Source organism: Oleiphilus sp. HI0128 (genome assembly GCF_001635365.1).
Window position 1 is genome coordinate 1 of the sequence record NZ_LWGG01001009.1, and the last position, 22,606, is coordinate 22,606.

22 protein-coding genes and 1 tRNA gene are annotated in these 22,606 nt (G+C 43.8%); 12 read left to right on the forward strand and 11 right to left on the reverse strand.

The features are described from left to right. A partial coding sequence (locus A3763_RS17080) for a serine dehydratase beta chain (protein WP_369823131.1) occupies window positions 1-407 on the reverse strand: 407 nt, incomplete at its 3' end. A gap of 197 nt (window positions 408-604) precedes the next feature. Here A3763_RS17080 and A3763_RS17085 point away from each other — a divergent pair. Next, window positions 605-1,360, forward strand: a complete 756-nt coding sequence (locus A3763_RS17085; protein ID WP_068507339.1) for a glutathione S-transferase N-terminal domain-containing protein — start codon at window positions 605-607, stop codon at window positions 1,358-1,360. 124 nt (window positions 1,361-1,484) lie between these two features. Then, window positions 1,485-2,399 carry a lysophospholipid acyltransferase family protein gene (locus A3763_RS17090; protein WP_068515098.1) on the forward strand — a complete coding sequence of 305 codons (915 nt, stop codon included), beginning with the start codon at window positions 1,485-1,487 and terminating at the stop codon, window positions 2,397-2,399. On the opposite strand, the gene A3763_RS30180 is transcribed toward A3763_RS17090, so the two are convergent. Further along, on the reverse strand, window positions 2,349-2,606 hold the full coding sequence (locus A3763_RS30180; RefSeq protein ID WP_197469648.1) for an efflux RND transporter permease subunit: 258 nt from the start codon (window positions 2,604-2,606) through the stop codon (window positions 2,349-2,351). The two genes, A3763_RS17090 and A3763_RS30180, sit on opposite strands and share 51 nt — an antisense overlap. A gap of 272 nt (window positions 2,607-2,878) precedes the next feature. Here A3763_RS30180 and A3763_RS17095 point away from each other — a divergent pair, with 272 nt between their 5' ends. Further along, window positions 2,879-3,835, forward strand: coding sequence for an AEC family transporter (locus A3763_RS17095; RefSeq protein WP_068515095.1), 957 nt, complete (start codon window positions 2,879-2,881; stop codon window positions 3,833-3,835). Between the two features lie 36 nt (window positions 3,836-3,871). Here the strand turns inward: A3763_RS17095 and A3763_RS17100 are convergent, their stop codons facing one another. Both A3763_RS17100 and A3763_RS17105 read right to left on the reverse strand, forming a co-directional pair. Continuing rightward, window positions 3,872-4,651, reverse strand: coding sequence for a crotonase/enoyl-CoA hydratase family protein (locus tag A3763_RS17100; RefSeq protein WP_068515092.1), 780 nt, complete (start codon window positions 4,649-4,651; stop codon window positions 3,872-3,874). Window positions 4,652-4,690: 39 nt separating this feature from the next. After that, complete coding sequence (locus A3763_RS17105; protein ID WP_068515089.1) at window positions 4,691-6,505, reverse strand: acyl-CoA dehydrogenase; 1,815 nt, start codon at window positions 6,503-6,505, stop codon at window positions 4,691-4,693. A 130-nt stretch (window positions 6,506-6,635) separates the two neighbouring features. Here A3763_RS17105 and A3763_RS17110 point away from each other — a divergent pair, with 130 nt between their 5' ends. Further along, window positions 6,636-7,628: a GlxA family transcriptional regulator gene (locus A3763_RS17110; RefSeq protein ID WP_068515087.1), complete on the forward strand. Its 993-nt coding sequence runs from the start codon at window positions 6,636-6,638 to the stop codon at window positions 7,626-7,628. 305 nt (window positions 7,629-7,933) lie between these two features. On the opposite strand, the gene A3763_RS17115 is transcribed toward A3763_RS17110, so the two are convergent. Then, window positions 7,934-8,024, reverse strand: a tRNA-Ser gene (locus A3763_RS17115). A gap of 237 nt (window positions 8,025-8,261) precedes the next feature. On the opposite strand from A3763_RS17115, the gene A3763_RS17120 reads away from it, so the two are divergent. The 6 genes from A3763_RS17120 (at window position 8,262) to A3763_RS17145 (ending at window position 11,458) form a co-directional block, all read left to right on the forward strand. Then, window positions 8,262-8,912 (forward strand): Bax inhibitor-1/YccA family protein, encoded by a 651-nt coding sequence (locus tag A3763_RS17120; protein WP_068509429.1) that lies wholly within the window; start codon window positions 8,262-8,264, stop codon window positions 8,910-8,912. A gap of 75 nt (window positions 8,913-8,987) precedes the next feature. Beyond that, window positions 8,988-9,380 carry a sulfurtransferase complex subunit TusD gene (tusD, locus tag A3763_RS17125; protein ID WP_068513642.1) on the forward strand — a complete coding sequence of 131 codons (393 nt, stop codon included), beginning with the start codon at window positions 8,988-8,990 and terminating at the stop codon, window positions 9,378-9,380. Between the two features lie 11 nt (window positions 9,381-9,391). Next, window positions 9,392-9,754 (forward strand): sulfurtransferase complex subunit TusC, encoded by a 363-nt coding sequence (tusC, locus tag A3763_RS17130; protein ID WP_068509772.1) that lies wholly within the window; start codon window positions 9,392-9,394, stop codon window positions 9,752-9,754. Window positions 9,755-9,771: 17 nt separating this feature from the next. Then, window positions 9,772-10,062 (forward strand): sulfurtransferase complex subunit TusB, encoded by a 291-nt coding sequence (gene tusB, locus A3763_RS17135; protein ID WP_068513640.1) that lies wholly within the window; start codon window positions 9,772-9,774, stop codon window positions 10,060-10,062. Between the two features lie 25 nt (window positions 10,063-10,087). Beyond that, on the forward strand, window positions 10,088-10,420 hold the full coding sequence (locus tag A3763_RS17140) for a TusE/DsrC/DsvC family sulfur relay protein (protein WP_068513637.1): 333 nt from the start codon (window positions 10,088-10,090) through the stop codon (window positions 10,418-10,420). 30 nt (window positions 10,421-10,450) lie between these two features. Next, the gene (locus A3763_RS17145; protein WP_068552770.1) at window positions 10,451-11,458 is read left to right on the forward strand and encodes a glycosyl transferase family protein; all 1,008 of its coding nucleotides are present in this window, start codon (window positions 10,451-10,453) and stop codon (window positions 11,456-11,458) included. Here A3763_RS17145 and A3763_RS17150 read toward each other — a convergent pair. Both A3763_RS17150 and A3763_RS17155 read right to left on the reverse strand, forming a co-directional pair. Next, a complete protein-coding gene (locus tag A3763_RS17150; protein WP_068510798.1) occupies window positions 11,455-12,999 on the reverse strand; it encodes a sulfotransferase in 1,545 nt (514 codons plus the stop codon). The genes A3763_RS17145 and A3763_RS17150 overlap by 4 nt on opposite strands. 141 nt (window positions 13,000-13,140) lie before the next feature. After that, window positions 13,141-14,349, reverse strand: a complete 1,209-nt coding sequence (locus tag A3763_RS17155; RefSeq protein WP_068510800.1) for an HD-GYP domain-containing protein — start codon at window positions 14,347-14,349, stop codon at window positions 13,141-13,143. Window positions 14,350-14,539: 190 nt separating this feature from the next. On the opposite strand from A3763_RS17155, the gene A3763_RS17160 reads away from it, so the two are divergent. Beyond that, window positions 14,540-15,595: a methyltransferase domain-containing protein gene (locus tag A3763_RS17160; protein ID WP_068510803.1), complete on the forward strand. Its 1,056-nt coding sequence runs from the start codon at window positions 14,540-14,542 to the stop codon at window positions 15,593-15,595. A gap of 53 nt (window positions 15,596-15,648) precedes the next feature. Here the strand turns inward: A3763_RS17160 and A3763_RS17165 are convergent, their stop codons facing one another. Continuing rightward, a complete protein-coding gene (locus A3763_RS17165; RefSeq protein WP_068510805.1) occupies window positions 15,649-16,524 on the reverse strand; it encodes a hypothetical protein in 876 nt (291 codons plus the stop codon). A gap of 31 nt (window positions 16,525-16,555) precedes the next feature. Next, on the reverse strand, window positions 16,556-17,587 hold the full coding sequence (locus A3763_RS17170; RefSeq protein ID WP_068510807.1) for a hypothetical protein: 1,032 nt from the start codon (window positions 17,585-17,587) through the stop codon (window positions 16,556-16,558). 116 nt (window positions 17,588-17,703) lie between these two features. Between A3763_RS17170 and A3763_RS17175 the strand changes: the two genes are divergently transcribed. Next, window positions 17,704-19,137: a 3-oxoacyl-ACP reductase gene (locus A3763_RS17175; protein ID WP_068510809.1), complete on the forward strand. Its 1,434-nt coding sequence runs from the start codon at window positions 17,704-17,706 to the stop codon at window positions 19,135-19,137. Between the two features lie 60 nt (window positions 19,138-19,197). Here the strand turns inward: A3763_RS17175 and A3763_RS17180 are convergent, their stop codons facing one another. Together A3763_RS17180 and A3763_RS17185 are read right to left on the reverse strand one after the other, a co-directional pair. Continuing rightward, on the reverse strand, window positions 19,198-20,061 hold the full coding sequence (locus A3763_RS17180; RefSeq protein ID WP_082880459.1) for a M23 family metallopeptidase: 864 nt from the start codon (window positions 20,059-20,061) through the stop codon (window positions 19,198-19,200). Continuing rightward, window positions 20,045-22,447: a Lon protease family protein gene (locus A3763_RS17185; RefSeq protein ID WP_068510812.1), complete on the reverse strand. Its 2,403-nt coding sequence runs from the start codon at window positions 22,445-22,447 to the stop codon at window positions 20,045-20,047. Before A3763_RS17185 ends, A3763_RS17180 begins: the two co-directional genes overlap by 17 nt. Window positions 22,448-22,606: the final 159 nt, after the last annotated feature.

A 22,606-nucleotide genomic window follows, 5' to 3' on the forward strand; every position in this document is an offset into this window, starting at 1 on the left:
CTGAAACCATTCGGATGTTCCGGGTACACGAGCTTCATATCAAACTCTATTCCCGACGCTGGGCCAAAGTTTACACACACACCTTGAACAATTTCGATAAAGTTTTTTTGCTGAAAACTATCAATCGCTTTTTCTAAATTACCGTTGAATGAAAGCTTAGCGGCCTGTGCCGGCGAATAGCCATTGAGACCCAGAAGGATTGCCGTATCTGTACCATGACCAATACCCGTATACGCTAAGGAACCTGTCAAGCGGCACCTAAGATTAAGGCGCTTGCCTTTAAGAAAGGTGGGATTTATAGCCTTTATCTTAGTGACGAAGTCCTTTGCGGCAATCATAGGGCCATTAGTATGAGAGCTGGAAGGTCCAATACCTAGTTTAAATAGATCTGTAATACTCGTGAACATAATACAACCTCACGCGTGATTTCTTTCTATGCAGGTAGCAACAAACCATAATCATCTTATTATAGCCTTAAACCCGTAACTCAGCCTGAACTTACAGCCTCATATAATAATTTATGGGTAGACACAGCCGATATTTGTCTATGACAAACAAACGATTAAGCCTTACAATGCAGCCGTGCTTATTATGGAGGATCGCTATGAAAAACTTATTCGACATCACCACGTCTACCCTTGCATCAACACTACGTGTTTGGCGTGGCACGTCAGCGAGCAAGGTTGCAATACAACCTGAGCAGGAGCTGGTTATATTCGACAGAGAAGGTTGCCCGGAATGTCGGTTTGTCAGGGAAGCACTGACCGAACTCAACCTTGATGCAATGGTAGCCCCCTGCCCAATCGGTGGGCGTGATATAAAAAAACTTGCACAAGAATCCGGCAGCCAGACGCTCCCAAGGTTATTCGACCCCAACACTGACCTCAATATTGCTGGCCGCGATGAAATTGTTACTTACCTATTTAAAGAGTACAGGGGCTTGGAAGTCCCTAAGCAACTCCGCCGCAGTTTAATGAATGATACGGCATCCAAACTGGCTAGTGTTTTACGTAATAATGCAGGTGTCCACGCGCGCCCTGCAAAAGCGGCTAAACTCCCATTGACGCTATATAGCTTCGAATCCAGCCCTTTTTCTCGTGTAGTAAGAGAAAAACTATGCGAACTTGAATTGCCATACTTACTGATCAATTTGGGCAAGCAGCAACTAGCTGATATGGGTCCGGCAAACTTCCGCTTCAGCATTGGCGCTTATCAACCATTAGAAAACACCAAGCGCGATGATTTCTTTAAAAAACATGGAAACGTGCAAGTACCGTTTCTTATTGATCCCAATACCGGAACAGAAATGTTTGAGTCTCAAGAAATTGCTCGCTATTTAGAGTCCACTTACGCGCAATAAAACGCGTTGACACAGCATATATAGCCTCTTATTTTCTTTAGTTAGCCATAAGCGCTAGTGTTACAACTTTAAAACCAGTAATATCCGGCGCTAATTTTGTTCCTTTGATACGGCATTACACCTCATGGCTAAACCTAAAAAACAACGACCGCTTTGGCACCCCTCATTTCTGCTTACCTGGCTCATTGTGTTTGTACTGTTCTCCATTGCACACCTACCCTTATTGTGGAAGCACTCTATTGCTAAAAAGTTGGGCAACCTCACTCACAATAAAATGAAAAGCAGAGTTAAGGCATGCCGACAGAATATTGATGCCTGCTTTCCAGAGTTAAGTGATAATGAACGCGAACAGTTGGTAAAAGATGTATTCACATCTACGTCTGAAGGCTTCATAGAAACACTTCAGTCCTGGTGGCGTGACCTTAGCCCTTATATGAGCAAGGTAGAAGTCTATGGCCTAGAACACTTAAAAGAAGCAGAGAAACGAGGTGGCGGCGTATTTCTTTTAGGTGGGCATTTTGGTATTTTCGATATTGCCCTGCCGTTTATCGCAGCACAACTTCAAAAACCTGGCTATATGTATCGACCCAACAACAATCCGGTAGTTGATTGGATGATTGAAAGTGGACGCCAGAGAAATGTTGATATTGAAAGCTTCCATAAAAGACAACTGAAAGAAATGATTCAGTTTATGAAAGAAGGCGGTGAAGTCTGGTATGCACCTGACCAGGATTTCGGCAAAAAGTGCGACCTTTTTGCTCCATTCTTTGGTATCGATGCCGCCTGTATATCGACTCCTAGCTGGATCGCTCGCGAATCTGGGGCAGCTGTCATCCATGTCTCGCAATACCGCCTCCCTAATGGCCGCTATGAAATCTACTTTTCTCCCATCCTTGAAAACTTTGGTGAAGACAATGAAGCCGATGCCAGAGCATGGAATAAGCTCTTAGAAGAGTCGATCCGAAGGCATCCTAGTCAGTATTTATGGCTACACAAGCGCTTTAAAACACGCCCCCCCGGTGAAGCTAAATTTTATTAGCACACAAACTTCGCTTACAGCGTCTTCGACGCTACTGCCATGCTCAACACGCACTGTTATAAAATCAACAATAAGCAAAGAATTCCTTACAGCTACGCCTGCCAGAGCAATTACATCTATCATTGTAGCTGCAGAAAAGCTTTGCCTGAGCAGCCAATGACTTGGAAAAACACCAATTAACCCCAGCGGAATAAATACCATCACCAAAAGGTGGGAGACGAAAGGATTAGTAACAAATACCTAGACAACATCAGAAGACGCAATTGATCAATAAACTACATATTCGGTTTGCGATTAATTCAGGAGCTTCATGCCAAACTTTACCGCTCGAAAAGACAGCCACACAAGCCTAGGGAAAACGCTGAGGAGACATAAAAGCTAAATTTGTATCGAAACTAGCTTTGCTTAAAGCACTTTTCGGAACTCAACTGATAAATCGCATATACTTAGCTACAAATTACGCTTTTTGAGAGACTCCATTGTCATCTTTTCTTGATTTACTATTGTACACCTCAAATATTACCTTACCCATTTTTATCATTGTATTTCTAGGGTGGTTCCTTCGACGAACAAGCTGGTTAACTGAAAGTTTCATCAATTCCGGCTCAAAACTCGTTTTCACCATCGCATTACCCGCTCTGTTATTTATCAAAGTACTGGAATCTGACCTATCAGCCGTTTTTGATACTAGGCAAGTTATGTTTGCTTTGCTTGTAACTGTAGCTGGATTCCTAGCCTGCTGGCGGCTAAGCGGCACGATGAAACTTCTACCAGAAAATAGAGGCGTTTTTGTACAAGGAGCCTTTCGTGGAAATATGGGTATCGTTGGCCTAGCACTTTGCATGAACATGTATGGCGATGAAGGTTTAGCTGTCGGCTCTATTCTACTGGCTTTTTTAACACTGCTTTATAATGTCCTGTCTGTCTTTGCGCTGACATTACCGTTCCATTCAGATAAACGTTTTGATTGGCTATCGATGGCAAAAGACATGGCGAAAAACCCGCTGATCATCGCCATTGTTACAGCACTTGTGCTTAACCTCCTGCAGTTAGAGCCACCAGCCATCATTATGAAAAGCGGCGAGTACTTTGCAAACATGACTTTGCCTCTAGCATTGATTTGCGTAGGCGGTTCGATCAAGTTAAATGAATTAAAAGATAGCAATCATCTTGCATTAAAAGCAACTTTACTGAAGCTTGTTGGATTGCCATTGCTGTTCACCCTTGCCGCCTTAGTGATGGGTTTTAAAGATTTAGCATTGGGTACTTTGTTTCTTATGTTCGCAAGCCCCACAGCTACAGCGAGTTTCGTAATGGCTAAGGCCATGCGAGGCAACGCCGAATTGGCCGCAACGATTATCGCTTTATCCACCGTACTGTCACTATTAACAGTAAGCACAGGAATATTTGTACTGCGGGCATTAGGTTTGGCCTAAGCGTGCCTCGTCTTTGTTAAATTGATCCTTCAGGGCTTAACGCCCTACGAAGACCGCATCACGACGCTCGATAAATGACTGAACTCCCTCATTCATATCTTCTGACTCAATGACGGGCTTTAAGCTAGGAAAAAGTTGCTTTATGGCCGATGCCTCGCCTTCTTGTCTTGCAAGCTTAGATGAAGTCAAGCTTCCACGTACAGCCAAAGGAGCTGCCTTAGCGATCTTCTGTGCTAGCGCTAAGGCACATTCTAACTGCTTCCCTGGCTCACATATTTCCTGAATCATTCCCATGCGATACGCATCAGCGGCCGACCACTCGTCACCCGTGAGTAAATATCGTTGAGCATTGGCCCAACCCATTTCATTCTGTAACCGTATCGTTGCCCCACCACAGGCAAACAAACCACGCTGAACCTCCAGCTGAGCAAAGCGTGCATTCTCCGAAGCAACTCTGATATCTGTATTGAGCATCATCTCAACCACCCAGGTATAGCTATAACCTTGCACCGCCATAATAACAGGCTTCGACAAGCTTGGGCCTGATAATGCAAAGGGGTCTATGGTTCTCTCAGGCAAAGGCGGCAAGCCTCCTGATTTAAGAGGCTCTAACCAATCAGTGAGCTCCAAGCCAGCTGAAAAATGTTCTCCCTCTGCGTAAAATACGGCAACACACAAATTATTATCATGCTCCAGCTGGTAATAGGCTCGTGCAATATCGTGATACATTTCGACCGTTAGCGCGTTATACTTTTCCGCTCGATTAACCTTGATCAATAAGATCGAACCTCTTACATCGACTTCAATATAGCTCACTTTTTCCTCCGCTTTCGAATTTGGTTTATGTCTCAAGGTCTAGAACCAGTTTGGCTGCATTTCAAAACAGGTATCGTCTCGCCCCAAAAGTAGATCTGCTTCGTGCTTAGCTAATGGTAATTGCCATTTAATATAATATTGAGCAGCCTGGAGTTTGCCACGGTAAAACGAAAGCTCTTCATGGTTTGCGGGCTCAGTTTCGGCAATCCCCTTTTCTGCCGCTAAGGCCTGGCGTAACCACAGCCACGACACCACCACGCGAGCAAACATCGAAAGGTAAGAACTGGCATTAGATAAGGTCAAGTCAGGAGATTCTTTCTGAAGGTCAGCGCCTAATTGCATAGTAACCCTATGCACTAGTGACAAATGTTCTTCAATTGTTTGCGCCCACGCTTGAAGCCTTTCACTGGATTCTTTAGCACGAGAAAGGTCTAAATTCACCTTAGAGACCAGAACTTGAAGTCCTTTACTGTTGCGCTGCCATAGCTTGCGACCCACTAAATCCAAGGCCTGGATACCATTCGTTCCTTCATGAATTGGGTTTAACCTATTGTCGCGCCAATATTGTTCGACAGGGTACTCTCTGGTATAGCCTGCACCGCCAAGCACCTGAATCGCTAGATCATTCGCTTTTACACCAACTTCGGAGCTCCATGATTTGATCACGGGTGTCAGTAAGTCCAGTAAGAGCTCTGATTTTTCTCTTTCGTCTGCATCAGGGTGTGTATTGACATCATCTAATAAGAAATAACCAAACAGGCATAGTGACATTGCACCTTCAACGTATGCTTTTTGCTCTAACAGCATTCGACGCACGTCGGCGTGCTGGATAATCTCAACAGGCTTGTCATCCGCCTTTTGGCTCGCCAAGCGGCCTTGTAAGCGCTCATTTGCATAAGACAGTGAACTCAGATACCCGCGATAGCCAATCATCGCGGCACCCATCGAAACGCCTAATCTCGCTTCATTCATCATTTGGAACATATAGCGAAGGCCCTGGTGCTCTTCGCCTATCAGATACCCTACACATTCATTGTTATCACCAAATGAAAGCATGGTCGAGGTCGTACCGCGGTAACCCAATTTATGAATGAGCCCAGCTAATGCAACATCATTACGATCTGCCGGTTTACCATCGTCATCCAATCTATATTTAGGAACCAGGAACAGCGAGATTCCTTTTACGCCCGATGGCGCACCGTCAATTTTAGCCAAGACAAGGTGAACAATATTGTCGGCCATTTCATGATCGCCACCCGAAATGTACATCTTATTTCCTTTGATCAGGTATTGACCTGCGGTGTCTGATGCTTTTGCTCGGGTTGTGATATCGGCTAAAGATGACCCAGCATGAGGCTCTGTCATTGCCATGGTGCCAGTGAACTTACCGGCTAACATAGGGCTTAAGAAATTACCTTTTAGCGCATCCGAAGCATAAGTTTTGATTAAATTGGCTGCGGCTATCGTTAAAAATGGATAACCCGCTGATGAAGCGTTAGCACTTGTGAAATACCCCATACACGCAGCCATAATAACTTCTGGCAACTGCATCCCACCTAACTCGTAGTCATCTCGCCCTGCAAGAAAGCCTGCTTCAGCCAACGCATCAAAGGCCTCTTTTACCTCTGGCAGAATGCTTACCTTCGCACCATCAAAACTGGGCTCATTACAATCTAGTTTGGCATTATGGTTAGCAAACTTATCCTCAGCAATTTGTCTTGCTGTAGAGATCGCTGCATTAAAGGTTTCAACATTATGTTCATTAAAACGAGCGCGCTCAGTAAGTGCGGCGGTTTCAAGCACTTCATACAACTGAAACTGAACGTCTCTTTCATTTAATAAATCGGTTTCCATGCCTTACAAGCCTCTTAATGATGAATAGGTTATTTACCTATCACTGTCTCATATCGAGAGGGATTACATAACTGGCTTTTATGACTTAAACTATGCCGTTTATGCCACCAGTATTCTTGGATACACAACAATGAAGCAAGTCACCATTCTCGGGTTTGATTACGCCTTTGCTACAGCAATTATCGGTATGGCAGATTTACTCGCTTCGGTTGGCGTTACTTGGAATTACATTCATGGAGATAAGCTATCCAGACAATTCAATGTCGAAATTGCTAGCTTAAACGGTGGTAAAATTCGGTGTGCTAATAATATTGAAATCAATGCGCATAAAACCATTGAAGAAATCAGTTCAAGTGACCTGCTTGTCATACCGACCATCGCTGGCGATATTGCTCAGACACTGGCTTTAAATAAAGCAGCACTCCCATGGATCAGAAAACTATATGAAGGTGGCTGCGATATCGCATGTAATTGTACCGGCGCTTTTCTGCTTGCCGACACAGGCATGTTAGATCACAAAAAAGCGACGACGCATTGGGGCTTCGTCGAGCAGTTTGCACAGAAATTTCCAAAGGTAGACTTACAGCCGGACCAGTTAATTACAGAAGATGGGCAAATATTTTGCTCTGGTGGCGGCACGGCCTGGTTTGATATGAGCCTGTTTCTGATTGAGCGCTATTGTGGCTATGAACTCGCGCAAGCTAGCTCCCGGTCATATGTTTTCGACATTGGCCAAGATAAGGTTAGTAGCATTAAACGTATACCCGGCAAACATTACCACCAAGACAAGCAAATCATAAGCTTACAAAACTGGCTAGAACATCACTTTGCTGAAGACTTTTCAATCGACGAACTTGCCGAGCGTATCAACATGACACCAAGGACATTCAAACGCCGCTTTAAAGCGGCTACCAGTGATACACCAATCACCTACGTACAGAAGCTTCGGATTGAATCTGCCAAAAGGATGCTAGAAGGCAGTAAAAAGTCTTTAGAACAGATCACCCAAGAAGTCGGCTACAACGATATGTCTTCTTTTATTCGCCTGTTTAAAAAACATACATCTATGTCTCCTGGCGCTTTTCGTGTTCGTTTTTCACGTAGGCCTGAAGTGCCGAGCTAACAACTTGGAAGCACAGGGCCTGTGCAGCAAGAACGCTAGTCCTTTCTGAGAGGAAATTTCTATCGATTATTCACGAGAGGTACAGCAGACAAATAACCAAGGCCAATCTTAGTTTACCAAACGAGACCTTGTCAGAGTACTTGGTTACAAGGCTGGGTACTTGGATACTCCGGTCTATTTATTTCACTAGAGTCTGAACCATTTGATCAAACAGTAAAATCAAGAATAGAGTTGAGAAGATATTTCTAGAAACTAGACAATGATTTAGCGTAGGAAAGTTTTCACTTATTTCTGGAAGAAATAAATGGCGGTGAGCCAGGGATTCGAACCCCGGGTGGGCTATTAACCCACGCTGGTTTTCAAGACCAGTCCATTCAACCACTCTGGCAGCTCACCGCAATTGCTTTCATGTCGAAAGCGAGGTGTATACTAATGATTTTTTTAGCGGTGTCAACGATTTATTTTTAAAGTTTTTGAGAGTTGAATTTTCTATACTCGCCACTATTATAGGCATGTAAATGTAGTATTATTCTAACTAAACATACTTGGTTTAAAACGGAGCATTACATGCAAGATAATAGACATCCACAAGCTCAGGCGGCTCACACTCAAGGTGATAACCTCGCCAATATTATGGGTGCTAATTCGCAAGCGGCTTTAGGTGCTGATGTTTCATCGGTACTTAAGAACACATACATGCTATTAGGTTTAACGCTGGCCTTTTCAGCTGCCGTTGCCTATATCGCAATGGTTATTAACGCGCCACACCCTGGCATGATCATAACGCTGGTTGGTTTTTACGGTTTACTGTTCGGTATTCACAAAACGGCTAACAGCGGCATGGGTCTTGTACTTACCTTCGCACTGACAGGCTTTATGGGTTATACAATTGGCCCCATCCTTAGCATGTTCATTGGCGCAGGCGCTGGCCACTTAGTTGCTAACGCACTTGGCTTAACCGCATTCGTATTCTTTGGTCTTTCGGCTTATGCCTTGATCACACGTAAAGACTTTAGCTTCTTGGCAGGTACGATTACTGCTGGTTTCTTTGTTCTTTTAGGTGCAATGGTTATTGGTATCTTTACCGATATCGCGGGTTTACAGCTAATGATCTCTGCGGGGTTTGTACTTTTCTCGTCTATGATCATTCTGTATCAAACCAGTGAGATCATTCACGGCGGCGAAACAAACTACGTTCTAGCTACCGTGACACTATTTGTGTCGATCTATAACTTGTTCCTAAGCTTGCTTCAGCTACTCATGGCATTTAGCGGGGACGATTAAGAAATAAGCAACCCTTTAAAGCCATGCCTTGGTCTGTACTAAGCATGGCTTTTTTAGTTTTTAGCCCTTTAAAATATGAACATATCTGTATTAGTCCTTAACGCTCCCTACGATTCACAGTCGTCTTACAGCGCTTATCGATACACTAAAGCTGCCCTTCAGAATGGGCACAAGCTTTCTCGCGTCTTCTTCTATCAAAACGGTATTCATAGCGGTACTAAACTCGCGACACCACCACAAGACGAGTTTGATCTTTATAAAGCCTGGCAAGACCTTGGTACCAAGCACAACCTTGACCTGGTTATCTGTATTGCCGCCGCAGCACGCCGAGGCTTGATCGATAACACAGAGCAAGCTCGCCATCAAAAGGACGCAAACAATCTCGCTGAAGGTTTCGAGCTTTCCGGGCTTGGGCAACTAGTAGAAGCAATGGCCGTTTCTGACCGCTTCATAACCTTTGGAGCTTAAACAGAGGCAAGATGGATAAGAAATCTATACTCATTATATTAAACTCAGCCCCGTTCGGCTCCAGCGATGCAAAAGAAGCTCTCGACCTTGTGCTGGCTGCGGGTACCTTCGAGCAAGATATCAGCCTGCTACTCGCAACTGATGGCTGCTATCTATTATTGGAAGATCAAGACCCTGCAAACATACACCAGAAGAATATTCGCCAAATGATGAAAGCGCTTGCTATTTATGGTGTAGATAAAGTGCATATAGATAAACAAGACGCTGAAGACCGAAACATCCCGTTAAGCGATTGCTCACTTGCGATAAGCGAACTTAGTAAAGCACAAGTAAGCAATAAGCTTAACGATTCCGACATTATTTTAAGATTCTAGCTTCTTGGCCCCACTTTATGACCCTGCATATACTGAACAAACCACCCTCAGAAGTCGCTGTGAACCAGCAACTTTCAGACACGATCCTGGACGGTGACTGCGTAGTACTCATTGAAGATGGGGTTTTCCAATGCCTGGGAACCTCGTCTGAAGCCAGTCAATGGTCTTGTATTGCCGCGACGATTTTTGTACTGACTGAAGATGCCTTGGCTAGGGGTGTAAAAATCCCGGTAGACTATTGTAAAATTGATTACAATGACTTGGTTGAACTTACCATCAAGCATGAAAAAGTGCATAGCTGGTATTAAATCTAGCCTTTGCTAAACACATATTATGAGCGATCAAGACACGCTAAAAAATATCCAGTTTGATGAGCAAGGTTTTCTAGTAAACCTGGATGACTGGTCACGCGACATTGCTGCGGCAATAGCCCTGCAGGAAGGCTTAACGCTAACGCCCGGACACTGGGAAATATTAGACGCCCTGCGCAGCTTTTACCTCGAATACGATCTCTCACCTGCTATGCGCATTCTTGTTAAGCATATAAAAGAGACCTTAGGGGAAGATAAAGGAAATAGCATCTATTTGATGACCCTGTTTCCGGGAAGCCCCGCAAAGCTAGCCAGTAAGATCGCAGGCTTACCCAAACCAACCAATTGCCTATAAACTTACCTTTTTTAAGGAAGTCGACCCCGTATGACAGACGTAAATATTAAACAAGCGAAAGCAGAACACCCATTTGCACCCTTTGTAAGAATACTGGGCAAAGGTAAAAAAGGCAGCCGTTCCCTTACTGAACAAGAAGCTTTTGAAGCAATGAACATGATATTAAAGGGAGAAGTCGAAGACGTGCAGCTGGGCGCCTTCCTTATGCTATTACGCGTTAAAGAAGAATCTGCTGAAGAGCTCAGCGGCTTTGTAAAGGCCGTTAAAGAGCAACTTAATACCCCCGCAATCGCGGCCGATCTTGACTGGTCATCCTATGCCGGAAAACGACGCCACCTACCTTGGTACCTGCCAGCAATTTTCTTGCTGGCTCAAGCCGGTTATCGAGTCATGATTCACGGCGCAAGTGGTCATACTGCAAACCGCCTGTATACTGAAAATATTCTTAATGAACTAGGAATACCAGTCTCACGCTCATGGGAAGAAGTTGCAGACAGTATGAATGTTAGAAGCTTTGCTTACCTGCCACTCGATGCGATTAGCCCACGCTTGGCCGAAATGATCAATATGCGTCACTTGATGGGGCTGCGTTCCCCTGTTCATTCTTTATCGCGACTGATCAATCCCTTGAACGCAGATAGCGTACTCCAAGGAATATTCCACCCCCCCTATAGCGGCCTTCATCAAGAGGCTGGAGCACTACTAGGGTACCGATCACTTTCAGTAATAAAAGGTGAAGGCGGAGAGATTGAGCGAAATCCTGATAATGCCATGGTCGTAAAGTCAGCGATTAAGGGAGAGCTTACTGAAGAAGAGTGGCCTTCTCAATTTGAGCGAAGACACGTTAAAGGGCAGGATTTAACGGTTAACTACCTTAAGCAAGTTTGGCGTGGTGAGCAAGAAGACGAATATGCCTTAGGTGCCATTATCGGTACAACAGCCCTCGCCTTAAAATCTTTAAAACCAGAGTTCTCACAGAAGGACGCCTTCGCATTTGCCGAGAAACTTTGGAGTGAACGCAAATTAGACTTGATCTAATCTACGTTCTGTAAAACCTCTATCAAAGGCGCCAAATATTTTTCATACGGCGCCGATGCTCGCTTGGCATCTTTATATATAGGCTGCCTTACTTGCGCGACACTCGCTGTTCTCACTGCGCGCTTATTTTTATGAAATTCGAAGCAGCCACCCTCTGGCTCCAAATGGCAAAAGGCGAGTAAGTTGTTAATCTGGTGCTCTGAGTTATCCACCATCGCTTCATAATTAGCCTCATAAATACGATCACCAAATAGGTTCTGCCAATGCTTCATCATGTCTTTATAGGCGATATAATACTGGCCCAGCTCTGTTAAATCATTAGTGTATGCTGGGGAACCAGAAAAATTTTGTTTATAAATAGAAAAACAGGTTTCAAGCGGGTCACGTGTACAATGAATAACTTTAGCGTTAGGCATTACAGTTAAGATAAGCCCAACAAACATGAAGTTATAGGGCATCTTGTCTGTAAAATACGTAGCTTTCTGTCTAGCTCTAAGCTTATCTAAATAAGCAGTCATGACTGCGACACACGCGCTAGCCTTATCATCTGCTGAGATATCGCTATTCAATATCTCGCCGTGCGTTCTAAAGCTTTCTCTCAGGTCAAGAATCTCTCCTTCCGCTTCGACCTGCGAGTGACTAGATATAATCTGCTCGATTAGCGTCGTTCCTGAGCGCGGCATACCCAATATGAATATTGGTGAATCATCTGAAAGTTGCGCCCCCTTTACTTCATTTAAAAAACCTTCGTCAAAAGCGTTTAAGATAGCTTTGAAGTCATTTTCTGTCTGGGAATGCTGATAATTTACGCCTTTGCGAGCAATGTCATTTCCCATTTTCAGGTACATGAATGATTTATCGGTCTTCTTACTTCGCTCATAATACATTGACAGAATATACGCGACGTTCATTTGAACTGCTGGCGCTTGTGTTTGCTGAGAAAAGCTTTTCTCCAACTGAGGAATGATGCTTTCTAATAGAGGCTCTTTTCTCCCCTTACCATACAAGATAAGATTCCGAATCACTGCTATTTGGCCAGGGTTGAGTTTCAAAGATTTTTGAAAACAGCTGTAGCCTTTTTCCCCCTCACCTAAACGACTTAGCGCTAAGCCTTTTAAGTTATAGGCATTTGCATTTTTCGGTGAGACTTTTATTAAAGATTTACAAACGCCTAAGGCATCCTTTTCTTTGTGATTCCCAATTAAGACGCCAGCCAATTGCTCTAAAGCTTTTTCATGCTTGGGCTTAAGTTGAAGAGCTTGCTTTAACCACGTTTCGGCTTGTTGATTATGACCTAGCTGTACTGCCAAGCCAGCACCCTGTAAAGCGACTTCATGCTCTTCAGGCAAGGCTTCAATTGCTTTTTTTGCGAAAGAGAAAGCCTCCGGCAGCTTTCCAGCTTGTTGAAGCAATAGAGAAAGTTGTGCGCATATCACGGGCTGACCTGGCGCCTTATCAAGAATCTGACGGTAGATATTTTCTGCTTGCGCTAGCTTGCCTTGCTGATGTAGTGCAAGGGCCTGATTGAATATTTCTTGCATTGACTTACCTAGTTAAGAGTCAGTTTACAGTAGATAATGGCACAAAAATGAGCCAAGTATGTGCTCTACTTTCGAGTAAAACTAATAGCGCTAGTTACCCAAATAGAAACAAAAGATTGATTACCAAGCTAGACGAACAGACTAGCGAAAAATGCTACAACGACTGCCTTCCAGTAACTTAATATTTTTATATAAAAGTTCATTGGCATTGGCGACTAAATTGTAATTGGCATCATACTTTTTGGAGGAAAGAATATCACCCGTCAGTACCCTCATTCGAGAGAGAATCTCAGGTAATCCTTTTAAAATGATAGCTATGTCACGAACAACAGTACATTCATGAATATTATGGAGCTCACAGCAGTCGTTATCGATCTTCATCCCAATAACGCCCTCAGTGCGCTGCCTAAACAGGCTCGGATCAAACACTCCGGTATCGGTTGAAAGCCTAACGAGACGATGAATCATTGAACGCAAACCATGGACACTCAGGTCAAAATCATACGGAAGTAGCTCAGCACTGACGACGAGTAAGCACGACAGCATTTTCTCGAGCTCTTTAATCTTGCTTTCAATATCAAGAAACAGATTTGAGTTCTTTGGTGACTCGATCGGGCTAGACAGGTGCGCTTCAACTAAGGTGATCCAATGCTGATGCGCCCTTTCAAAATACAAAAAAGAATTGAGCCTAAGGTTTGATAAGGTATGAGATATCTGATTGTGACCACCTAGCTGATCAAGGCGGTCACTTAACTCATTGGCGATCACTAAAATCTGGGCGTCTAGACCAAGTTGAGGCTCACCAATGAGATTTGGAAAGCCAGTTCCGTCATTTCGTGCGTGGTGGTGTAGAACCAGCTCCGCAAGCCCTTCTAGCTCAGGTAGGTACTTTTCAACTAAACGTGAACTAATCAGAGGGTGAATATCTCTGCCGTCAAGCGAGCTAGCTGGAGAAAAGAAAGGGCCATTAACCTTTGTGGGAAACTCAATCGTCTCGGTATCGGGTGCGTGTTTACCAATATCTTGCAGTAAACCAGCGACGAACAGCAATCTTTGGTTAGCTTCTGTGAGGCCAGCTGACCGGCCAATCAATAACGCACACCAACTGCAAAACAAAGCCCTTTCGAAGTCGATTTGCGAACAAACATGGACACGAGTAAGTGCCTTCATGATCTCAGGAAATTTTTCAAGCTCATTGCAAAAGAAAACCATTTTTGGCCAATATGAATTGGCTTGGTTTATTTTGAAAAGCGTCGGATGGGAGTCAATAAACATCCGGTATTCGAGAAGCAAGCTTGCTGCGCTGATATAATAATTACCGCCAAGGTAATCAAAACTGCTATCACTCATGGCACTAAATTTCCAGGACAATGTTCGAAAAAGGTATGATTTAAAGATAGGCTACAAGCCCTATATATTCAAAGACGAAAGCGTGATAATTTACTCGTTTTATATATTTGAACGTTTAAGACTATTGCTTGTCTTACTTGTCTCCAAGTTCAGAAACACGCGCTAACAATTCAAAGAGAGATCTCCCTGCATGCATGATGATGTTAAAAACTATTACGGGAAAGTATTAGAAAAAACCGAAGATCTTAAAACCAACGCCTGCTGTACAAGCGCTGGTTTACCTAGACATGTAAAGACGGCATTAGCCAAGGTTCATGATGAGGTACTAGCCCGTTACTATGGCTGCGGTCTAATTGCCCCACCCGTGCTTGAAGGAATGCAGGTAATGGATCTTGGCAGCGGGTCTGGCAGAGATTGCTACGTTCTATCCCAATGGGTTGGCGAACAAGGCCGTGTCTTAGGTATCGACATGACAGAAGAGCAGCTTACCATTGCACTTGAGCACGAATCTTACCATGCCGAGAAATTCGGCTACGCAAGCAAGAATACAGAATTCAAGCTGGGTTATATCGAACGTTTAAACGAACTTGGCCTTGAAGAAAACAGTTTTGATATCATCGTATCAAATTGCGTTATCAACCTTTCACCAGACAAGGAAGCCGTATTGCGAGAAGCCTATCGAGTACTAAAACCAGGAGGTGAGCTTTACTTCTCTGACGTCTATTCAGACCGGAGAGTTCCCCAACACCTTGTTGAGGACCCAGTCCTATACGGCGAGTGTTTGAGCGGCGCACTTTACTGGAACGATTTTGAAAACCTAGCTAAAAAAGTCGGTTTTTTGGACCCGAGGCTTGTAGAAGACGATGTCATCACTATTGAAAATGAATCGGTGCAAGAAAAAGTCGGCCATATCGGTTTTTATTCGGCAACCTACCGTTTATTTAAAATAAAAGACCTTGAACCGCACTGTGAAGATTATGGCCAGGCTGTTATTTACAAAGGCGGTATCGAGCACTTTGAACACGCTTTCGTTCTTGATAAGCACCATATCATCGAAAAAGGTAGGATTTTCCCTGTTTGCGGCAATACCTGGCGCATGCTGAATGAAACACGATTTAAAAAGTACTTCGAGTTTATTGGTGACTGGAACACTCATTACGGCATTTTTGAAGGCTGTGGATCTAGCTTACCCTTCGATGGTGACCCTATATTCGAAACAGGTGACGGCGGCTCTTCTTGCTGCTAACTTGAGCTAGCGCTCTATCTGAAGAGCTAAGCTATAACTATCCGCTTAGCTCTTCACCTCCTCTTCAACGCTCTAATATCTAGACCATTTTCGATCATATACTCTTGCATATCTTTCGCGTACATAATCCACCCTTTCGGGCTTAAATGAATTTCATCATCCCAATATTTTGCTGCTGACAAGTCTACTCCCCGACCAAAAGCATCATAACTTAGCGTATTCTGATATTGCCCCATTGCGCCTATAATTGTTTCAGAAAGCTGCGCATGCAGATAGCGAATCGCCCGCCTCCTTATACAGTTATCTATATTAGAAGTAAGCATAGGTGGATAAGCTTTCGCATCAAATGCTGTTTTTATCCAAGGCCCGGCCTTTAGGAATGCCAACTTGAAGCCTCGCTGGCGTTGATCTGGCGACGCATAACAATGCGCAAGGACAGGCACGCTAGGTAGATATCGGTCTCGGTCTCTCAATACCTTATGATAATCATCTCTGATGTTTTGAAGTAAGCGCTCTTTCCCTGAATTAAAGCACTCTGAAGGCGATTGATTTTTATCATCATAATCTTTAAGGATAAACTTTAAGCCAGCGAATAAATCATTCCCGCCCATACTTAGACAATATACATCGAGTCTAACTCGATTGTATTTAGCATAGCGAAATACACTGGATTCACGCGAAACCTGCTTTGCCGTAGCCATTGAGACGCTACTATCCCACCAGTTTGCGCCAGTAGGAATAATCTGCATCAGGGCCTGATGTAAATTATTCGGTCCGTAGAAAAAATGTTTCTGCCTGCCAGGGTAATCAAACCAGGAGTCACCTTGCACTACAACATTAGGGTATCGACGACGATATAAACTTTTCGCAACCGTTACAAAACTTGGTCCTGAGCCAGCAAGGAAATGCGCCCCTCTGTAACTATCCATGTTTTTTACTTCCCGCTAATACACAGTCTCTTTATGGAATAGCTATTTTGTCATAGTCAAAGGTAGAAGCTTTAGCTTTTTCAGTGGCCTTATCTTTGGCGGGGGCGCTAGTAGAAGGAATTGGCATAAGTACACGCGGCTTCTGTATCTTAATTTCTTCCAAGCCATCAAAGCCACTTGCCGTAGCGTTTGCTCCTTGGGCGCTATTGCTTGGCGCGCTTAGCGTGTTGCTTAACGCTGGTTTAGAAGCAGTAGGGTTACTAGCTGGACCTATCGGCGCCATAAGGCTAGCAAGTTTATCTTCGAGTAAGCTATAGTCGCTTTTAACAGTGGTAAGTTCTTCCGTCAAAGATGTCTTCGAAGCGCTTAACTGTGAAATCTGTGTTTGTAGCGAAGTAATCCGCTGCTCCTTAGACTCTAGCTCCTGATTGAGTTTATCGTTGTTCGATGCAAGATAATCAATCTCTGAGCGTGTCTCTTTTTGACGTTTTACAACCGCAAGATAAGCGCCTTTTCTATCTTTTAACTTCTTATTTAATACCTTGATTTCATCGCTTAATCTTGAATTTTCTCCGGCCAGCACTTCGCTATTGCTTGCGCCACTCAACAAAGACGCCCTAACCTGACTCAAGGATGCTGCTAGGGCCTCGTTTTCCTCTTTAAGCAAAGCGAGTTGTGAATTCAGGTTGTCGATAATATCCTGATTGACCGCAAGCGCACCCTCCGACTCCTGTATTTTTTCCTGCTGAGCCTGGTTTTCTCTTGTCAAACGCTCGTGCTCAGCTTTGGTTTCAGCAAGAGATTGTCCAGACGTAGACATTTTGGCTTGCTGATTTTTAAGCTGAAGTTCGAGCTTACCTATTTCTTGCTTAGATAAGACGCTGTCCAGGAGTGCAGTTTGACCCTGGTGATAAAAATAAAATGCTGAGAGCCCGAAAGCCAAGGCCATGATAAGAGTGACTATCCACGTACCGTTAAGCAGGCTATTGCGCTTGCGCAGATCATTTATCCACTGCTGCGCATATTGGTCAGCGTTATTCAAGGAATTGTCATGTGTCGTCATAAAACGTTATCTCAAGAAAAATAGATTTTTTGTAAGATATTATAATAGTTTGCGTTACACTAGCGCATGCCGCGCACGAGGCTCTATTGTTATTTTTTAAAGGGTAAAAAGTCGACATGAGTGATCTATATCTAAAGCTTGCGAACTCTCAGTATACACAGCCAATCATCCAAGCTTTGAACTTGCCCAAACCTCTTAATCTTGCTCGTAGCGAACATGAAAGCTTATATAATATTAGCGGTAAAATCCTGCTTGCCGCGACTAAGCATAATTTTGCGACTAATAGTGTATTTAAGGCTCTCGACTCCGACAACATTACCCTGTTTAGTGCACGCTCTAATACCGAGACACTAAACTTATCGGCCGCACCTACGAGTTATAAAGCTAAATGTACAGAAATTCAGATCGACAACCTTGAAGATCAAAAGTTTAAAGCTTTAGTTTTTGATGCGACGGGAATAAAAACAAGCCAAGAACTGAAGCAATTGTACAGCGTCTTTACTCGTTCCGTTAAGAAAATTAGTATTAATGGACGCTTTGTCATTATTGGGCAATCACCTTCGCAACTTGAATCACCGGAAAGCGCTTCTTTGCAAGGCTCCTTAATAGGGTTTGCAAAATCGCTAGCTAAAGAGTGTGGTAAAAAAGGGATCACCAGCAATGTTATTTACCTGGAAAAAGGCGCTCAGAAATATCTAGACAGCTCTCTCAGGTTTTTCCTTTCGCCCAAGTCAGCCTACATAAGCGGACAATCTATTCAGCTTTGCAACAAAGCAACCAAGCAGAAAAGAACAGACCAGGCTAAGCCACTACTCGGCAAAACTGCTCTTGTAACTGGAGCTGCTCAGGGGATTGGCTATCACACCGCAAAAACATTAGCGCGCGATGGTGCAACAGTCGTCTGCCTGGATATACCTGCCAATGAAAGTGCTACACAAGCTCTCGCTAAAGAGATTTCTGGACACAGTGTTGCATTGGATTTAAGCGCAGAAAGCTCGGTCGACTCTATATGCAATACTATTGGTGCGCAACTCGGCGTAATAGATATCATTGTTCATAACGCTGGCATTACTCGCGACAAGACTATTGCTAACATGCCAGAGCACTTTTGGGATCAAGTGATAAACATCAACTTGTCCAGGGTGCTGGATATCAATCGTGCGCTAATAGAAAAGAAGCTACTTGCTAACAATGCACGCATCATCTGTATATCTTCTATTTCCGGGATTGCAGGTAACTTCGGACAAAGTAATTACGCCTGCTCTAAAGCCGGAATAGCCTCTTATGTTGAAGCGATGAGCCAACACACCGCCGACCAGGGCCTTCAGGGGCTAACTATTAACGCCATTGCACCTGGCTTTATAGAAACTGATATGACCCAGCGAATCCCTTTATTGACTCGTGAACTAGGGCGACGTATGAATGCATTATCACAGGGTGGCTTGCCGCTAGATATCGCAGAGGGAGTGAGCTTTTTCAGCCGCCCCGATGCTAATGCGCTTAACGGAAATGTACTTCGTATATGCGGTTTGAGTTTACTAGGTAAGTAAATGTAATAATGGAATGGAATGCGATGACCATCTTGCAGCAAGAATGCCATCGCTTTAAGTTTACTTATCACCAGCTATCAAAAGAACCAGCTGAGGGTCAATTCTCGTACCATACCAATTAACACGCCAATCAAGGTGCGGACCTGTAGAACGACCTCCAGCCCCTACTTTGGCAATTTCCTGGCCTGCCACAATATCTTCACCTTCTTTTACGACAACTTCACTTAGATGAATAAAGGTTGAAGATAGTCCATAACCATGGTCAACAATTAAAGTGCCACCGGAGTAAAACATGTCTTCATGGACCAGCGTAACTTTACCGCTAGCAGGAGCATAAACTGGCGCCCCAACTGGCCCAGCATAATCAACACCATAATGTGGGCGCTTTGGTGTACCGTTGTAAATCCGTTGACTACCGTAGACACCAGTAATAGGCGCCCTCATAGGTGCCGTAAAGTCATCCAAAAAGTAAAGCAAGCTGGAATCAGTTTTACGAGCATTTTTAACCAGCGCCGTTTCGCGTTTTATACGGGCTAGTTTATCCTTACTGGGTGTCACGGTTTTTTGAGGAACACCTTTAATACTTTGAGTCGGATAAGTCCTTTGCTTCACATCAATAATTAGAGAATGACGTTCACCATTAGGAGCGCTGAATGTTAATTTGTGCTCCGGCGCAGCATCGCGACCAAAGCCAATAATAAAATCCCCTTCTCGCGTAAGCCGAATTTCGCGTTCATTCAGTTTTACGTCGTACGAAGGCTTAACATTACCTTTTAACAAACCGCCCTGTGCAAATACCCCCTCAAGCACCACGTCGTCGGTCATTAGCTTTTCTGAGAGCAAGTCATCCGCAAAGACATTAGCACAAGTCACTATAAGGAGTGTAAAACCTGTTCGCTTTAGTCGCTTAAGCGTTTTTCTCATGAGCACCCTTTTCTTCGCTATCTTTACTCTCTTCTTTCTCACGTAAGCTGGCCATCTTCTCGTGCACTTTGCCGAAGATGCTGCCATCCTCGTACATACCGTCTTTAAGCGTTCCCGTCTTTAAACCCGTTAGCAATTCCAATGCTTCATTAACATGCGTTACTGCATAGATATTAAAGCGCTTTTTCTTAACGGCATTAATCACCTTCTGGCTTAACATAAGATTGGCAATATTGCTTTTAGGGATAATAACCGCTTGCTTCTGATCACTGCCGATTAACTCACAAGCATCGAGAAAGCCTTCTATTTTCTCATTTGCGCCACCAATTGGCTGAACTTCACCAAACTGATTCACTGAGCCGGTCACTGCGAAGTGCTGAAGAATTGGCACATCAGCAAGTGAAGAAATTAAGGCGCAGAACTCGGCCATCGACGCGCTATCGCCATCAACCTCACCGTAAGACTGTTCAAAAGCAATACTTGCAGATAGAGGCATCAGATCATCTTTTGCAAATAAGGATGACAAATAAGACGATAGGATCAAAATCCCCTTAGTATGGATATTGCCGCCCAACTTGGCATGATGCTCGATATCTGTGATATCACCATCACCAAAATAACAATTTGCAGTAACACGGTTTGGCATTCCGAACTCCGAACCCGCCGTGGAGTACACTGACAGTGCATTGATCTGCCCAACAACCGAACCGCTAACGGATAGCAAAGTAGAGCCATCTCTTATCGTATCAAACAGTTGATCTTTGATTCGCCCATTGCGGTGTTCGGCACTTTCTAAAGCGCGCTCTACGTGAGACTGTCTGATCATTGTTGAACGTTGCTCACGCGCCCAGTAGTTTGACTCTCGCAGCAAATTAGATATTTCAGAGGCGTGAAGTGACAACTTATTCTGATTTTCAGCCTGGCGGGAGCTAAACTCAATTACCCGAGCCACCGCTTTCTTGTCACAGTGAAGAAAGCCTTTTTCGTGTACGAGACTAGAAATGAATTTTGCGTAAAGCATCTGTGATTCAGGCGTACGATTCATTTCGTTTTCGAAGTCCGCTGTCACTTTAAACAGTTCTTCAAACTCAGGGTCGTAATTCTGAAGCAATAGATAAGTTTCGAGGTCACCAAAGAGAATAATCTTAACATCTAATGGAATCGGTTCCGGTTCCAAAGAAATCGTTCCAGACAAAGTCACTTCTCTTTCCAGGGAATTGATTTGCAGTTCCTTGGAACGCAGGGCTCGCTTGATCCCGTCCCACACAAAAGGTTGTTCAAGCACCTTCGCCGCATCAATCAACAGGTAGCCACCGTTGGCACGATGTAAGCAACCCGAGCGAATTAAGGAGTAGTCGGTAAACACCGTGCCTTTGTAGGTCACATGCTCCACATAACCAAACATCGTGTGATAGTTTGGGTTTTCTTCAACGATAACAGGCTCTTTAGAGTCCTTGTGCTGAACCAGTACATTAACCTGATATCTACGAGGTAGTTTCTTCTCAAGCGTTGCATTGGACATAGCGCCCTGCTCTTCGCTGTCTTCGAGAAAAATATCTAAGTTATTGACGATATCATTTTGTATATCATTCAAATAATCAATTACTAAAGAGTGCTTATGATATTTGTGAGCAAGTGACTCAACCAGGTGCTGTGTAACGCCCAGTACAACCTCTTCATTGAGCGCTTGCTGCTTATCTACAAACTCCTGTTCCCAGTTTGCTATTTTTCTAATCACCCCTCTTAGCTTTAATTCAAGCTTAGTGATTACATCATCAAACTGATCTTTCTCATCTTCCGCAAGTGCTTCAAAGCTTTCGACTGTATGTACATCTTCACCATTCATTGCAGTGAGACGGTATCCACCAGGGGTTGTCAAAGATAGCTTTACCTTTTTTCGCTTCGCTTGCTTAGCGACTTTCTCTAATGCCGCTTCTTGCTTTTCAGCGTATTCTAGCTTGAGTGCTTCTGAGCGCTGAAAGTACTGATCATTCTCGAAAGCCTGAGGAATGCCTTTGACCAAACGGGTCATAAGCTTTTCGACATCCTTTTTTAAATTAGCGCCCATGCCAACCGGTAACTTAAGTACTTTGGGTGATCTAGGCTCATCGAAGTTAGCAACGTAGCACCAATCGTATAACTCTCTATTTTCTTTACGGTGATGATCTAGAAAACGCAAGATCATCGTACGCTTGCCCAAGCCATTGCGGCCAATTGCATACACATTGTAACCAGAGTCAGGCATTGACATCGCAAAGCGGACAGCTTCCTGTGCACGGTCCTGACCTACAAATTCATTTAATGGCGGCAGAGCTTTAGTACTGGAAAAGCCCAAGTCAGCATCATCACATGTTTTGTATAATTGTTTCGTAGATAGCGGTTTCAATGTGAGCCCTTAAATATTATGAAAATGATTACATGCAAAGCATTAGTTCAAAGTATCTAAACGATATTAACAAAACAGACTGGCTTAACAAGACTAATTTTTACCAACAATTTAACCTATATTCATTTACTATAAGAACAGCTGTCAGTTGAAAGTTGA